Origin of the sequence: Streptomyces sp. NPDC059696 (assembly GCF_042733745.1) — a bacterium.
Lineage (GTDB): Bacteria > Actinomycetota > Actinomycetes > Streptomycetales > Streptomycetaceae > Streptomyces.
Genome location: NZ_JBHWFG010000024.1, coordinates 117188 through 131737 on the forward strand (window position 1 = coordinate 117188; position 14550 = coordinate 131737).

Sequence of the window (14550 nt, forward strand, 5' to 3'; positions counted from 1 at the left end):
GCGACCCACCGTAGACCTATTCCGTTCAATGTTCAACATCTTCGGGAAAGGTTCCGCGCGCCGCGTCCGCCGCACGTCCGCCGTTCCGCCGCATGGCGCAATCCCGCGGCCCGCGCGGGCGCACCCCTCGACGCCGCGCACGGTGGCCGCACGCCGGTCGGCCCAGGGGCCGTGGGCCCCTCGCGCCGCGGGGCGTCGGGTCGCGGCCGGTGCCCGGTGCGGTGGCGATGTCCGGCGAGAGGGGGTTCCGTGTCAAGGGAGCGCATGGAGACAGACGAGACCACGGCGGACGCCCAGCGCAGGGGAGAGCGACTCGTGACACTCACCGGCTCCGGCTCGGCCTACGACCCACCGGCGGATCCCGCCCCGCGCCGCTCCACGGCCCCCGTGCCCGCCCGGGTGCACCAGTACGGGCCACCGCGGCGTCTCGACCGGCGCGTGGCCCTGGTCACCGGCGCCTCCTCCGGGATCGGGGCGGCCACGGCCCGGCGGTTCGCGATGGACGGCTGGCAGCTGCTGCTCAGCGGACGCGACCGCAACCGCCTGGAGCAGACGGCCTCCGGCACCTCGGCCGTCGTGCTGCCCGCCGACCTCGCCGCCCCGGACGGGCCCCGCCTGCTGGCCCAGTCCGCGCTGCACACCACCGGCCGCGTCGACGTCCTGGTCGCCGGGGCGGGCATGGGCTGGACGGGCCCCTTCACGGCCATGCCGCACACCGACATCGACCGGGTCCTCACCCTCGACCTCAACGCCACGCTGCACCTGGTCCGCGAGGTGCTGCCCTCCATGATCGCGGCCGGGCGGGGCCGGGTCGTGCTGCTCGGCTCGGTCGCGGGCTGCGTCGGCCTGCGGGAGGAGGCGGTGTACTCCGCCGCCAAGGCCGGCCTGGCCGCGTTCGCCGAGGCGCTGCGCCAGGAGCTGCGCGGTACGGGCGTGGGCGTCACCCTCGTCGTCCCCGGAGCCGTCGACACGGCCTTCCACACCCGCCGTGGCAGGCCCTACGACGGCACCCGCACCGGTCTCCTCTCGCCGGGCTGCGTCGCCGGCACCATCTGGGAGGCCGTCCGGGAGGAGCGCGACGAGGCCTACGTCCCCACCTGGCTGACCGTCCCCGGCCGGGTCCGGGGCCTCGCACCGGGCCTGTACCGCCGCCTGCTCAACCGCTTCGGCTGACCACACAGGGCCTTCGTCGCCCCGGGCCTCATCCGGAGGCCACCCGCGCCGCGGTTCCGCCGCTCCGGGGATCTCGCGCCGCGACCCGTACGCCGGTGCCACCCTGTACGACCGGTACCGCCGGTGCCACCCCTATACGGCCCGTGCCACCGGTACCGCCCTGTACGGCCCGTACCGCCGCTGCCACCCTGTACGGCCCGGCCCGAACCGCCTTGTACGGCGGCTCGTACCGCCGGTACCGCCCTGTACGGCCCGTACCGCCGCTGCCACCCTGTACGGCCGGTACCGCCGTTCCGGTCACTCCGGCCGGATCCATCGTTCAGGTGACCGCCTCCCCGTGGTAGGGCATGGGCATGACTCCGCAGCGTCGCGTCGTCCCCCGCCGCACGGCCGGGGCCGCCGCCCCGTTCCGGCCCGGCCGCCGTGCCCTGCTGCTGGCGGCCGCGGCCCTCGCGGCGACCGGGGGCGCCGCGCCCGCGGGACCGAACGCCGGACCGCCGGGCGACCCGTACGAGACCCTTCGCCGCCGCTGGCTCGGCATTTCCCTCGGCACCGGGTACGACCCGGCGGCCGAGCCCTACGCCACCCGGCTCGCCGAGACCGGCGCCCTCGCCCGCGACCTGCACGCGAGCATGGCCCCGACGGCGCACTCCCTGTGGCCCGGCCACCCCTTCGACCCCCCGGCCGGCATCACCCTCGGCTACGCGCGCCTGTGGACCATGACCCAGGCCTACGTCCAGCAGGGCACCGGCTCGACCGCCGACCCCGGCCTCCTCGCCGGCATCCTGCGGGGCCTCGACCACCTCTCCGCCACCGTCTACCACCCCGCCACCACCCCCTACGGCAACTGGTGGGAGTGGCAGATCGGCAGCCCCCGCCTGCTGATGGACATCACCGCCGCCCTCTACGAGGAGCTGGGCCGGACCCGCGTCGACGCCGCCTGCGCCGCCGTCGACCACTGCGTCCCCGACGCGGCCCTCGGCGACTACAGCGGCACCTCCACCGGCGCCAACCGCGTCGACCTGTGCCGCTCCGTCGCCCTGCGCGGCGTCCTCGGCCGCGACCCCGCCAGGATCGCCCTCGCCCGGGACGCGCTCTCCCCGGTCTTCCCGTACGTCACCCGGGGCGACGGCCTCTACGCCGACGGCTCCTTCGTCCAGCACACCTGGGTCGCCTACTCGGGCACCTACGGCCAGGTCATGCTCGACGGACTCGGCCGTCTCTTCGCCCTCCTCGCCGGATCGGACTGGGAGGTCACCGACCCCGGCCGGCAGATCGTCCTCGACAGCGTCGAGCGCGCCTACGCCCCGCTCCTCCACGACGGACTGGTCATGGACAGCGTCAATGGGCGTGCCATCAGCCGCGGTCACCTCACCACCGACGACCGCGGGATCCTGCGCGGCGACCACTTCCACGGCCACCAGCTCATCGCGGCCATCGCCCTCCTCGCCACCGGCGCGAGCCCGGCGGAACGCGCACGCTGGCACGCCCGCGTCAAGGGCTGGATCCAGCGGGACACCGTGAGCCCGATCCTGACGGCACCCCAGTTCGGCGTCGCCGACCTGGCCCGGTTGCACGCCGTCGCCGCCGCACCCGGCCCGGCCGCGCCCGAACCCACCGGGCACCACCTGTTCGCCGCCATGGACCGCGCCGTCCACCGCGGCCCCGGCCTCACCGTGAACATCGCCATGGCCAGCGACCGCATCGCCCACTACGAGTGCGGCAACGGCGAGAACCCCCGCGGCTGGCACACCGGCGCGGGCATGGTCAGCTGGTGGGCCGAGGGCACCGGTGACCAGTACACGGACTGGTACTGGCCGACCGTCGACTGGTACCGGCTGCCCGGCACCACCGTCTCCACCAAGCGGCTCGCCGACCGCGAGGGCGGCGAGTGGGGCGCCGCACGCCCGGACGCGCGCTGGGTCGGCGGCACCACCGACGGCACCTTCGCCGCCCTCGGCCAGCACCTCAAGGGCCTCGGCTCCACCCTGGAGGCCCGCAAGTCCTGGTTCTGCGTCGCGGACGCGGTGATCTGCCTGGGCGCCGGGATCACCTGTGCCGACGGCGTCCCGGTCGAGACGGTCGTCGACAACCGCAACCTCGGCGGATGCGGCAGCCAGCGCTTCGTGAAGGGGCCGAAGTGGGCCCACCTGGAGGGCCACGGCGGCTGGCTGGTGTTCGACGGCGAGCTGAAGGCGCTGCGCGAGGACCGCACCGGCGCCTGGTCCGACATCAACACCGGCAGCACGGGGGAGCGGCGCACCCGCCGCTGGCAGACCCTCTGGTTCGACCACGGCACCGACCCCGAGAACGCCACCTACGCCTACGTCCTCCTGCCCGGGGCGTCCCGCCCCGCCGTCGCGCGCCGCGCCGCCGACCGCCACTGGCTGGCGCTGCTCGCCAACGACCCGGACCGCCAGGCCGTCACCGTGCCCTCCCTGGGCTGCACGGCCGCGAACTTCTGGACACCGGGCACCGCGGGCCCCCTCACCGCGTCCGCCGCCGCGAGCGTGCTGACCGTCGTCCGGGGCCGCACCGCTACCCTCTGCGTGAGCGAACCGCCCCGCACGGGCGCGCCCCTGGAGATCACCTGGGACCGCCCGGTCCGGCGGGTCGACCGCGTGGACGACACCGTCGAGGTGATCTCCACAGGACGCCGGCTCCGCGTGCGCGTCACTCCGGGGGAGGCATGCGCCACGCATATCTGTGAGGTGACTCTCGCCTGACGGTTTTGTGTGACCCCCACAAGCGACACGCCCCCTGAGCAGTCGGAAAGGCTGCACTCCGCCACGGTTCTGTTCAGGGGTACCAGGAAAACACGCCGGAGACTGTGAGGAGTCGACGGCCCGCATTTCTCGCTCGGCTTCGTAAGGTCGCTACATGACCGTTTTGGATGAGGCGCCGGGTGAGCCGACCGACGCGCGTGGACGCGTGGCCGAACTGCACGAGATCCGCGCGCAGGCGGTGGCCGGACCGAGCGAGAAGGCGACCGCGGCGCAGCACGCCAAGGGCAAGCTGACGGCGCGCGAGCGCATCGAACTCCTCCTCGACCCGGAGTCCTTCCGGGAGGTCGAGCAGCTGCGCCGGCACCGCGCCACGGGCTTCGGCCTGGAGGCCAAGAAGCCGTACACCGACGGTGTGATCACCGGCTGGGGCACGGTGGAGGGCCGCACGGTCTTCGTCTACGCGCACGACTTCCGCATCTTCGGTGGTGCCCTGGGCGAGGCCCACGCCACGAAGATCCACAAGATCATGGACATGGCCATCGCGGCCGGTGCCCCGCTGGTGTCGCTGAACGACGGCGCCGGTGCCCGTATCCAGGAGGGCGTCTCGGCCCTCGCCGGCTACGGCGGCATCTTCCAGCGCAACACCAAGGCCTCGGGCGTCATCCCGCAGATCTCGGTCATGCTCGGCCCGTGCGCCGGCGGCGCGGCCTACAGCCCCGCCCTCACCGACTTCGTGTTCATGGTCCGCGAGACGTCGCAGATGTTCATCACCGGCCCCGACGTCGTCAAGGCGGTCACCGGCGAGGAGATCACGCAGAACGGCCTGGGCGGCGCCGACGTCCACGCCGAGACCTCCGGTGTCTGCCACTTCGCCTACGACGACGAAGAGACCTGCATCGCCGAGGTCCGCTACCTCCTGTCCCTGCTCCCGCAGAACAACCGCGAGAACCCGCCCCGCTCCGAGTCCTCGGACCCGGCCGACCGCCGCTCGGACGTCCTCCTGGACCTGGTCCCGGCGGACGGCAACCGGCCGTACGACATGGCCAAGGTCATCGAGGAGATCGTCGACGACGGCGACTACCTGGAAGTCCACGAGCGCTGGGCCCGCAACATCATCTGCGCGCTGGGCCGGATGGACGGCCAGGTCGTCGGCATCGTGGCGAACCAGCCGCAGGCCCTGGCGGGTGTGCTGGACATCGAGGCCTCCGAGAAGGCGGCCCGCTTCGTGCAGATGTGCGACGCGTTCAACATCCCGATCATCACTCTTCTGGACGTCCCCGGCTTCCTCCCGGGCGTCGACCAGGAGCACGGTGGCATCATCCGCCACGGCGCGAAGCTCCTCTACGCCTACTGCAACGCGACCGTGCCGAGGATCTCGCTGATCCTGCGCAAGGCCTACGGAGGTGCGTACATCGTCATGGACAGCCAGTCCATCGGTGCCGACCTCACCTACGCGTGGCCGACGAACGAGATCGCCGTCATGGGAGCGGAGGGTGCGGCCAACGTCATCTTCCGCCGCCAGATCGCCGACGCCGAGGACCCCGAGGCCATGCGGGCCCGCATGGTCAAGGAGTACAAGTCCGAGCTGATGCACCCCTACTACGCGGCCGAGCGCGGCCTGGTCGACGACGTCATCGACCCCGCCGAGACCCGCGAGGTGCTCATCAAGTCCCTCGCGATGCTCCAGACCAAGCACGCGGACCTGCCGTCCCGCAAGCACGGCAACCCGCCGCAGTAACCCTGCGGACATCTGCCTCACGGAGACTGACACCCATGGAATCTGCTGACATCCGCGTCGAGAAGGGCCACGCCGAGCCCGAAGAGGTCGCCGCCATCACGGCCATCCTCCTGGCCCGCGCCGCCGCCCGCCCCACGGACCCGGCCCCGGCCCACCGAGGCCGCAACAAGGCAGGCTGGCGCCGCCTGGAACGCGAGCCGGGCTTCCGCGCCCCGCACAGCTGGCGCTGAGCAACAACAAGGAAGAGGCCCCTCCACCCGGAGGGGCCTCTTCCTTGTTGCGCTCACGGGGTGCGTGCCCTGAGGGGCGCGGGGAACTGCGCGACCAGCCCCCACAACCCGCACCCGGCAACGCGACAGCCCCCGGCAGCTCAAAGGCCGCCAGGGGCTGTCCCACAGCAGGAGAACTACCGCAGAGAACTACCGCAGTCGAGCCATCAGCGCGTGCTCGACCAGCGTGATCAGGGCACTCTTCGCATCGGCCCGGTGCCGCGCGTCCGTCGTGATGATCGGGGTGTCGGGACCGATCTGCAGCGCCTCGCGCACCTCGTCCGGCGTGTACGGCTGCTGGCCGTCGAAGCCGTTCAGCGCGATGACGAACGGCAGGCCCGAGTTCTCGAAGTAGTCGACGGCGGGGAAGCAGTCGGCGAGCCTCCTCGTGTCGACCAGCACGATCGCGCCGATGGCGCCGCGCACCAGGTCGTCCCACATGAACCAGAAGCGGTCCTGACCGGGCGTACCGAACAGGTACAGGATCAGGTCCTGGTCCAGGGTGATACGGCCGAAGTCCATGGCCACCGTGGTGGTGGTCTTGTCCCCGGTGTGGGTGAGGTCGTCGATGCCGGCCGAAGCGGACGTCATGACGGCCTCGGTGCGCAGCGGGTTGATCTCCGAGACGGCACCCACGAACGTGGTCTTGCCCACGCCGAAGCCGCCAGCCACCACGATCTTCGCGGACGTGGTGGAGCGGGAAGGCCCTCCGCTAGAGCTTGCGAAGTCCACTGAGCACCCTTTCGAGCAGTGTCACGTCTGGCTGGCCGCCGGCGTTCTCGTCGCCGCCGGGCTGATGGATGGCGACCAGTCCCGCCTCCGCCAAGTCGGCGACGAGGATCCTGGCCACGCCGAGAGGGATCGTGAGGAGCGCCGAGATCTCGGCGACCGACTTGATCTCCCGGCAGAGGTTGCAGATCCGCTGATGCTCGGGCAACTGGCCCTGCATCTGGTGCGGCTGCGCAGTGGTGTGCACCAGCGCCTCGATGGCGAGCTGGTAGCGCGGGCGGGTCCGTCCGCCGGTCATGGCGTACGGACGCACCAGGGGGTTGTTCGACGCCCCCGCGGGCGCCGGCTCGGGGGTGCGGCGCTGCGGCTGCACGGGCTGGATGCGCGGGGCCGGCGGCTGGTCGTACGGCGACGGACCGGGGCCCTGCGGCGCGTACGGCTGCCGGTGGCTCGGTGCGGAGGGGAAGTTGTAACGGTTCGGGTTCTGACCACCGTCGCCCTGGCCCTGGGCAGGGCCGTACGACCAGTTGCCCGAAGACGAACCGCCTGGGGGTGTTGCCACTTTCTCCTCCTCCGACTGTGCCTGGCACCCATCGCTGTGGAGCCGCGTCCCGAAACCTTACGGCCACGGGACGCCAAAACGCACCGTCCGTCTACTAGTTGAGCAGGCTCCCCTGGAGCTCTGCACGAAGGTCCGGTGTCAGGACCGTACCGGCTCGGTCGACCAACAGCGCCATCTCGTACCCGATGAGGCCGATGTCCGCCTCCGGGTGTGCGAGAACCGCGAGGGACGATCCGTCGGAGATGGACATGATGAACAGGAATCCCCGCTCCATCTCCACGACCGTCTGGTTCACGCTGCCGCCCTCGAAGATCCGGGAGGCGCCTGCCGTCAGAGACGTCAGACCGGAGGCGACGGCCGCGAGCTGGTCGGCGCGGTCGCGGGGGAAGCCTTCGGACATCGCCAGAAGGAGTCCGTCGGCGGAGACCACCACCGTGTGGGACACCCCCGGGGTGTTGTCCACGAAGTTGGTGATCAACCAGTTCAGGTTCTGTGCCGCCTGGCTCATCGGGCTCACACTAACGCTCCTGGTTGTAGGTGCTGTCAGGACCGAAGCCCTGGCCGTTCGTTTCACTGCCTGCGCTGCGCCCGCGCTGGACGCCCCGACGCAGGTTGCTCAGCCTGCCCCGGACGTCCTCCGGGGCGCGGGAGACCTGGGGGCCTCCCTGGGGGGTGCTTTCGGCGGCACCCTCGATCAGGTTCGCCTTGGGTACCCGCCTCGGCAGGCCGGAGGAGGTGACCCCGCCCGCCTTGGGCTTCCGGAGCTGCGAGGCCTGCTGCCACCGCTCGTCGTTGGCCGAGCGCCAGTCGTCGCCGTTGTTCTCCGAAGAGGAGGCCGGCGGCTCCTGGCTCACTTGCCGTGCGCCACCCGTGCCGTTCGCACCGCTCGCGGTGGATCCACGGCGGGGAAGCCCGGCGTCGGTCATCGTGTGAGCGGCGGAGGGGCTCGATCCCGGACGGTCGAAGCCTACGCGGTCCTGCTCACTTGCGTCAGCGGCCTGCGCAGATTCCGTTTCCGGGGCCTGAGAAGGGTACTGGCTCGGGTAGCCGTTGCGGTAACCGTCCTGCTGCGGCCAGTCGTCCTGGTGACGGCGCTGCTCGAACGCGGCGAAACCACCTGCCGTGCCCGCACCCCGCTCCGAGGACTCCTCCTGGGCCGGCTCCGCATAAGAGGGCTCCGGGTAGCCGCCGTTCGGCGAGAAGGTGTCGTTCTGCGGCAGGCCGCCGTTCGGCGCGTAGTACTGCTCGTCGTAAGCAGGCTGCTGCGGCTCCTCGTACGCCGTGTGCCGCTGCTCCTCGTACGACGCCTGCTGCTGCTCGTACGGCGCCTGGCGGTCGTACGAGGACGGCTGCTGCTCCGGGTAGCCGCTCTGGCCGGTGTCGTAGGCCTGCCCGGCGTCGTAGCCCTGCGGGCCGTTGTGCCCGTTGTACTCGTCGCGGTACCCGCTCGCCTGGTTCGGGTCCTGGCCGCTCTGCCCGGGCAGCGCGGGCTGCTCGTTCGACTGCGACTCCAGGGCCGCCCGGCGCTCCTCGCGCATCAGGGAGCGGCCGACGGGGTCCAGCTCCCGTATGTCGTCGGGGACGTCGGAGTAGCGGCTGTCGTCGAAGCCGAGCTCCGCGGCCGTACGCATGGACTGCTGCTGGTTGAAGTCCTCGCCGCCGAAGTTCTGCTCCGGGATGATCTGCGAGACGGTGAACTCGTCGCGGTCCACGTGCTGCTCGCCGCCGCCACCGTGGGTGATCGCGTCCGGCAGCATGACCAGCGAGGTGGTGCCGGCCTGCTCGCCCGAGGGGCGCAGCTGGACGCGGATGCCGTGCCGGTCGGACAGTCGGCCGACCACGAACAGACCCATGCGCTGCGAGATCGCGGCGTCCACGGTCGGCGGGTTGGCCAGCTTGTGGTTGATGTCCGCGAAGTCCTCGGCGGTCAGGCCGATGCCCTTGTCGTGGATCTCGATCATGACCCGACCGTCGGGGAGACGGGTGGCGGTCACACGAACCTTGGTCTGCGGGGAGGAGAACGTCGTCGCGTTCTCCAGCAGCTCGGCGAGCAGGTGCACGAGGTCGGTCACCGCGCGGCCGTGGATCTCGGCCTCCGGGACGCCGGAGAGCTCGATGCGCTCGTACTGCTCCACCTCGGAGGAGGCGGCGCGCAGCACGTCGACCAGCGGCACCGGCTGGTCCCAGCGGCGGCCGGGCTCCTCGCCCGCGAGGACCAGGAGGTTCTCGCCGTTGCGGCGCATACGGGTCGCGAGGTGGTCCAGGCGGAAGAGGTTCTCCAGCTGGTCCGGGTCGGCCTCGTTGTTCTCCAGGTCGGTGATCAGGGTCAGCTGGCCCTCGATCAGCGACTGGTTGCGGCGCGAGAGGTTGGTGAAGATCGCGTTGATATTGCCCCGCAGCAGGGCCTGCTCGGCGGCGAGCCGGACGGCCTCGCGGTGGACCTGGTCGAAGGCGCGGGCGACCTCGCCGATCTCGTCCGTGGTGGCGATCGGGATGGGGGCGACGCGGGTGTCGACCCGGCCGGGGTCGGTGCGCGAGAGCTGGTCGACCAGCATCGGCAGACGCTGCTCGGCGATACCGAAGGCGGCGTTGCGCAGCTGGCGCATCGAGCGGCTCATCTGGCGGGCGACCGCACCGGCCAGGATGAAGGCCAGGAGCAGGGCGACCACGACGGCGGCACCGGTGATGTAGGCGTCACGCTGGGCGTCGTCGGCGATGTCGGACGCCTCGCTCACGGCCTTGTCGGCCATGTCCGTCTCGATCTTCTCGTACGCGTTGAACTTGAGCGTGTTGACCGCCCACCAGTTCTCGGCGGTGACGCCCTTCTCGGCGAGCGCGGCACGGGCGCTCGGGTCCGTGCTCGGCAGCGTCGCCACGGCCGAGATCATCGTCGTCGGGTTGGCGGGCGGCGGCACGTAGTCCGGGTTCTTGCCCTTGGCCTCGCGGGCCATCGCGGCACCGTCGGCCTTGATCTTGGCCTCGGCGGCCTCGAGCTTGTCCGCGTCCTGCTGGGTGCCACCGCCGATGTACTCCTGCACGGCGATGCGCTCGAGGTAGGCGTACGAGGAGAGGGCGATGCGCTGGCTGGCGAGGTTGCCGGCGTCCGGGCCCGGCTTGACCAGGATGTGCATGCCGATGGACCGCTGCAGCGACAGGGCCGCCTTGGTCAGCTCCATGGCGTACACGGTCCGGCCGTAGCTGGTGATGTTGCCGGTGCCGAGGCCGAGCTCGTTGGCGAACTCCGTCAGCGGGTGAGCGACCTCGACGTAGCCCTCTTCGGTCTGTACGCCCTTGAGCTTGGAGGTGTAGGCGACCTGGCGCAGGGTGGCCAGCTTGGGCTCCGCCTTGCGGAAGAGGTCGAGCCGGCGCTCCAGGCCGGGCTTCGCCGGCATGTCCTGCGCGGCGGCGTCGAACTCGTCCTTGGCCTTGTCGGTGAGCTTGCGGGCGTCGACGACGGTCTTGTCGTCCTGGCCCTTGCCCTGCAGCAGCGGGGCGGCGGTGATGTCGCGTTCGTTGTAGAGGGCGTTGGCGTAGAGCAGCGACGCGCGGACCAGGCGCGCGGTGTTCTCCGCGTCCTCGGCCTCCTGCCAGGTGTCGATCGAGCTCTTCACCTGGAAGCCGCCCATGACGAGGCCGACCACCACGGGTATGAGCAGGATCGCGTTCAGCCTGGTCGCCACGCGCCAGTTGCGCGGGGAGAGACGGCCGCCGCTCTCGGCGGGCGCGGCCGTCGGTTCCGAACCGGGCACGGGGGCGGGCGCCGCTGTGCGCGGCGGCGGGGTGAAGTTGCCCCGGGCCGACGGCTCGGGACTGTTCTTGCTTCGCCTCACTCGACCAACAACCTCTCGGCGGTCGGCACCAACGTTGTGCCGCAGTGTTCAGAGCCCAAGTCGCCGGCGACGGACGAGTACGTCATTGACTATTGGGCAGTTCAGGCATTCCAGCACGACGACCTGCGCTCTTCCAAACAGTCGGAGGAGGGGAATCGACGTGATGTAAGCCCCAGATAAAACGGTCATAAAGAGCGAGCCCCGCCAAAAGGCGGGGCGATTGTGCGCGCAGCGAGACCGGATGTGCGCGACGCGTGGCCGTACCACCCGATTCCTCTGCCGAAACGTTATGAACACCTTGGCCGACCGTGTCAAAGGACACAGTCGGCTCCGGTGTATCTACGACAACTGCCGTATGACGCCTCAGAATTGGGTGCTACCTCAGCCGTGCCATCAAAGCGTGCTCGACCAGCGTGATCAGGGCACTCTTCGCATCGGCCCGGTGCCGCGCGTCCGTCGTGATGATCGGGGTGTCGGGACCGATCTGCAGCGCCTCGCGCACCTCTTCGGGCTGGTAGGGCTGCTGACCGTCGAAGCCGTTCAGCGCCACGACGAACGGCAGACCGCTGTTCTCGAAGTAGTCCACGGCCGGGAAGCAGTCGGCCAGGCGCCGGGTGTCCACGAGCACCACCGCGCCGATGGCGCCGCGCACCAGGTCGTCCCACATGAACCAGAAGCGGTCCTGACCGGGCGTACCGAACAGGTACAGGATCAGGTCCTGGTCCAGGGTGATACGGCCGAAGTCCATGGCCACCGTGGTGGTGGTCTTGTCCCCGGTGTGGGTGAGGTCGTCGATGCCGGCCGAAGCGGACGTCATGACGGCCTCGGTGCGCAGCGGGTTGATCTCCGAGACGGCACCCACGAACGTGGTCTTGCCCACGCCGAAGCCACCGGCCACGACTATCTTCGCGGAGGTGGTGGACCGCCCCGCGTCAGAGCTTGCGAAGTCCACTGAGCACCCTTTCGAGCAGAGTCACGTCCGGTGCGCCGGTGGCGTCGTCGCCGCCCGGCTGGTGGATCGCGACGAGACCGGCCTCGGCGAGGTCCGCGACCAGGATCCGGGCCACCCCCAGCGGCATGTTGAGCAGCGCCGACACCTCGGCCACCGACTTCACCTCACGGCACAGGTGGCAGATCCGCTGGTGCTCCGGGAGCAGCCCCATGAGCGCGGCGGGGTCCGCGGTCGTACTGATCAGTGCCTCGATGGCCAGCTGGTAGCGCGGCCGCGTCCGGCCACCGGTCATGGCGTACGGCCTTACCAGCGGCTGGTCGCCCTCGTCCTCGTACGGCTCCGCGTACGGATCATGAGAGGCGGTGGGCGGGGTCATGGGTCCTCCGGGCGGGACAGCAAGTCGGTCAGCAAGCCGTCTGACGGGGCCTGTGTGGGGTCTGTGGCGGCCGGACGGTGATGTGGTGAGACGGGTGGTGCCGGGGCCGATCAGTGAAGCAGACTGCCTTGGAGCTCAGCCCGCAGGTCGGGGGTGAGGACCGCGCCCGCGCGGTCGACCAGGAGGGCCATCTCGTAGCCGACGAGGCCGATGTCGCACTCCGGGTGGGCGAGGACGGCCAGCGACGAGCCGTCGGAGACGGACATGAGGAAGAGAAATCCCCGCTCCATCTCCACCACCGTCTGCGCCACCTCACCGCCCTCGAAGATCCGGGAAGCGCCTGCCGTCAGGGACGTCAGGCCCGAGGCGACGGCCGCGAGCTGGTCGGCGCGGTCGCGCGGGAAGCCCTCCGACAGCGCCAGGAGGAGACCGTCGGCGGACACGACGACGGTGTGGGACACCCCGGGGGTGTTGTCCACGAAGTTGGTGATCAACCAGTTGAGATTCTGTGCCGCCTGGCTCATCGGACTCAACTAACGCTCCTGCTGGTGAGTGGGCCGTGGGTGGCTGCCGGTCTGGGTGGAACCGGCCTGACGACCCTGTGCGATTCCCCGACGGAGATTGGTCAGCCGGCCGCGTACGTCATCGGGCGCACGCGAGACCTGCGGACCGCTCTGGTGGGTTTGCTGCTGCGCCGTGCCCGGGACGAGGTTGGCCCGGGGGACCCGGCGCGGCAGGCCGGAGGTGGTGATACCACCCGCGGCGGGCTGGCGGACGCGCTCGGCCTGGCGGACGAGGTCGTCGTTCGGCGAGGTGCGCCACCCGGCGGGGGCGGCGGACCGCTGAGGACCGGTGGGTCCCTGCGGTTGCTGCGGTTGCTGCGGAGCGGCCGGTGCGGAGCCGTTGTTCTGCGGCTGCTGCTGCTCCTGCTGGCCGTGGAACCAGTTGGTCTCCAGCGTGTCGTACAGCGGCGTACGACCGTCGCCCGGACCGGACGCCGGCGGCAGGGCCTCGGGCTCCTGCCGGACCGGACGGGCCTGCGGGGCGGGCGGACGCGGGGCGCCGAAGTCGGCCGGACCCCGGCCGCCGCCGTCCTGCGGCCGCTCGAACCGGCCCGCGCCCGCGGGATCGGCCGACGTGGCCGGACCCGGAAGACCGGGCCGCCCGGAGCCGTTGTCCTGACGGGGCGCCGGGTACTGGCCGGTGGAGCCGTTGTCCTGACGGGCCGCCGGGTACTGGCCGGTCGAGCCGTTGTCCTGGCGCTGGACCGGGTACTGGCTGCCGTTGTCCTGACGGGGCGCCGGGTACTGGCCGGTCGAGCCGTTGTCCTGGCGCTGGACCGGGTACTGGGTGCCGTTGTCCTGGCGGGGCGCCGGGTACTGGCCCGTCGAGCCGTTGTCGTAGGACTGCTGCGCGGGGTACTGGCCCGACGAGGACGCGTCGTGCTGGCCCGCGGGGGAGCCGAAGACGTCCGGGCGGACGAACGGACCCTGACCCTGGCCCTGCGACGCGTGCGCGCCGGGGCCGAACGGGTCCGCGTGCTGGGCGGCACCGAAGTCGGACGGAGAGCCGAGACCCTGCCGGTCGTCGTCACGCGGCACGGCCGGCATCTCCGCCGTCGCACCGGGACCCTGCCGGTCGTCCACACGCGGCAGCGACGACGTCCGGGAGAGGTCCGGCTCCTCGTGCCCGCGCGGGGTGTCCACAGAGGCACGCGGCGCCGGCGGCTGGGCGTTCTCGTCGCTCCAGCTCGGCACGCGCTGCTGGGCGTCACCGCCGGGCAGTTCGGCCCGGGGACCGCCACGCGGCGGCAGCTGCGGCCTGCGGCCCGTGCCCTGCTCGGAGGCACGGCCCTGCTTCTTGCGGCTACGGCCCCCGCCGAAGGCGTCCTGGCCCTGCGCGCCGTTGGTGCCCGCCGCCTGCAGACCCTGCGGGGCACCCGGCGCCTGCTGGCCGAACCCGGCACCGGAGGGAGCGGGACGGCCCTGCGAGGGACCACCCTGATCGAACGACGAGGTGCCGGGACCCTGCGGTCCGCGCGCACCACCGGGCGCTCCCGGACGGCCGCCGTCGGCGTCCCGCCCGGGCAGTGCGGCCCGCGGCCCCTGACCGGAGCCGAGCCGGCCGGCGCCGGACGCACCGCCGCCGAAGGCACCGCCGGACGCGCCCGCCCCGAGGGTACCGGCCCCCTGGCC

11 protein-coding genes and 1 pseudogene are annotated in these 14550 nt (G+C 71.7%); 4 read left to right on the plus strand and 8 right to left on the minus strand.

The genetic code is table 11. The features are described 5' to 3' along the window. Positions 1 to 315 precede the first annotated feature (315 nt). The 4 genes from ACFV20_RS25135 to ACFV20_RS25150 all read left to right on the plus strand — a co-directional run bounded on the left by ACFV20_RS25135 (position 316) and on the right by ACFV20_RS25150 (position 5867). Entirely contained in the window at positions 316 to 1173 is an 858-nt protein-coding gene (locus ACFV20_RS25135; RefSeq protein WP_385659927.1) for an SDR family NAD(P)-dependent oxidoreductase, read from the plus strand. Positions 1174 to 1526: 353 nt separating this feature from the next. After that, entirely contained in the window at positions 1527 to 3899 is a 2373-nt protein-coding gene (locus tag ACFV20_RS25140) for a polysaccharide lyase 8 family protein (protein ID WP_385659913.1), read from the plus strand. A 154-nt stretch (positions 3900 to 4053) separates the two neighbouring features. After that, the gene (locus ACFV20_RS25145) at positions 4054 to 5637 is read left to right on the plus strand and encodes an acyl-CoA carboxylase subunit beta (protein WP_385659915.1); all 1584 of its coding nucleotides are present in this window, start codon (positions 4054 to 4056) and stop codon (positions 5635 to 5637) included. A gap of 35 nt (positions 5638 to 5672) precedes the next feature. Further along, the gene (locus ACFV20_RS25150; protein WP_385659917.1) at positions 5673 to 5867 is read left to right on the plus strand and encodes an acyl-CoA carboxylase subunit epsilon; all 195 of its coding nucleotides are present in this window, start codon (positions 5673 to 5675) and stop codon (positions 5865 to 5867) included. A 189-nt stretch (positions 5868 to 6056) separates the two neighbouring features. Here the strand turns inward: ACFV20_RS25150 and ACFV20_RS25155 are convergent, their stop codons facing one another. From ACFV20_RS25155 to ACFV20_RS25190, 8 genes and pseudogenes are all read right to left on the minus strand, one after another. After that, positions 6057 to 6638, minus strand: a complete 582-nt coding sequence (locus ACFV20_RS25155; RefSeq protein ID WP_014675207.1) for an ATP/GTP-binding protein — start codon at positions 6636 to 6638, stop codon at positions 6057 to 6059. After that, on the minus strand, positions 6619 to 7197 hold the full coding sequence (locus tag ACFV20_RS25160; protein ID WP_029181511.1) for a DUF742 domain-containing protein: 579 nt from the start codon (positions 7195 to 7197) through the stop codon (positions 6619 to 6621). The genes ACFV20_RS25155 and ACFV20_RS25160 overlap by 20 nt, the downstream gene beginning before the upstream one ends. A 94-nt stretch (positions 7198 to 7291) precedes the next feature. After that, positions 7292 to 7705, minus strand: a complete 414-nt coding sequence (locus ACFV20_RS25165; protein ID WP_004983065.1) for a roadblock/LC7 domain-containing protein — start codon at positions 7703 to 7705, stop codon at positions 7292 to 7294. Positions 7706 to 7715: 10 nt separating this feature from the next. Next, positions 7716 to 11027 carry a nitrate- and nitrite sensing domain-containing protein gene (locus tag ACFV20_RS25170; RefSeq protein ID WP_385659920.1) on the minus strand — a complete coding sequence of 1104 codons (3312 nt, stop codon included), beginning with the start codon at positions 11025 to 11027 and terminating at the stop codon, positions 7716 to 7718. Between the two features lie 376 nt (positions 11028 to 11403). Continuing rightward, positions 11404 to 11979 carry an ATP/GTP-binding protein gene (locus ACFV20_RS25175; protein WP_104781463.1) on the minus strand — a complete coding sequence of 192 codons (576 nt, stop codon included), beginning with the start codon at positions 11977 to 11979 and terminating at the stop codon, positions 11404 to 11406. Next, entirely contained in the window at positions 11960 to 12355 is a 396-nt protein-coding gene (locus ACFV20_RS25180) for a DUF742 domain-containing protein (protein ID WP_030851927.1), read from the minus strand. The genes ACFV20_RS25175 and ACFV20_RS25180 overlap by 20 nt, the downstream gene beginning before the upstream one ends. Before the next feature lie 110 nt (positions 12356 to 12465). Further along, positions 12466 to 12879: a roadblock/LC7 domain-containing protein gene (locus tag ACFV20_RS25185; protein ID WP_031138073.1), complete on the minus strand. Its 414-nt coding sequence runs from the start codon at positions 12877 to 12879 to the stop codon at positions 12466 to 12468. A gap of 9 nt (positions 12880 to 12888) precedes the next feature. Beyond that, positions 12889 to 14550: pseudogene (locus ACFV20_RS25190) on the minus strand (hypothetical protein); the annotation flags it as partial.

Bases quoted from the DNA above. Each gene is read 5' to 3' on its own strand.
- ACFV20_RS25140 (WP_385659913.1), top strand. From the start codon at position 1,527: ATGACTCCGCAGCGTCGCGTCGTCCCCCGCCGCACGGCCGGGGCCGCC.
- ACFV20_RS25145 (WP_385659915.1), top strand. From the start codon at position 4,054: ATGACCGTTTTGGATGAGGCGCCGGGTGAGCCGACCGACGCGCGTGGA.
- ACFV20_RS25150 (WP_385659917.1), top strand. From the start codon at position 5,673: ATGGAATCTGCTGACATCCGCGTCGAGAAGGGCCACGCCGAGCCCGAA.
- ACFV20_RS25165 (WP_004983065.1), bottom strand. From the start codon at position 7,705: ATGAGCCAGGCGGCACAGAACCTGAACTGGTTGATCACCAACTTCGTG.
- ACFV20_RS25180 (WP_030851927.1), bottom strand. From the start codon at position 12,355: ATGACCCCGCCCACCGCCTCTCATGATCCGTACGCGGAGCCGTACGAG.
- ACFV20_RS25185 (WP_031138073.1), bottom strand. From the start codon at position 12,879: ATGAGCCAGGCGGCACAGAATCTCAACTGGTTGATCACCAACTTCGTG.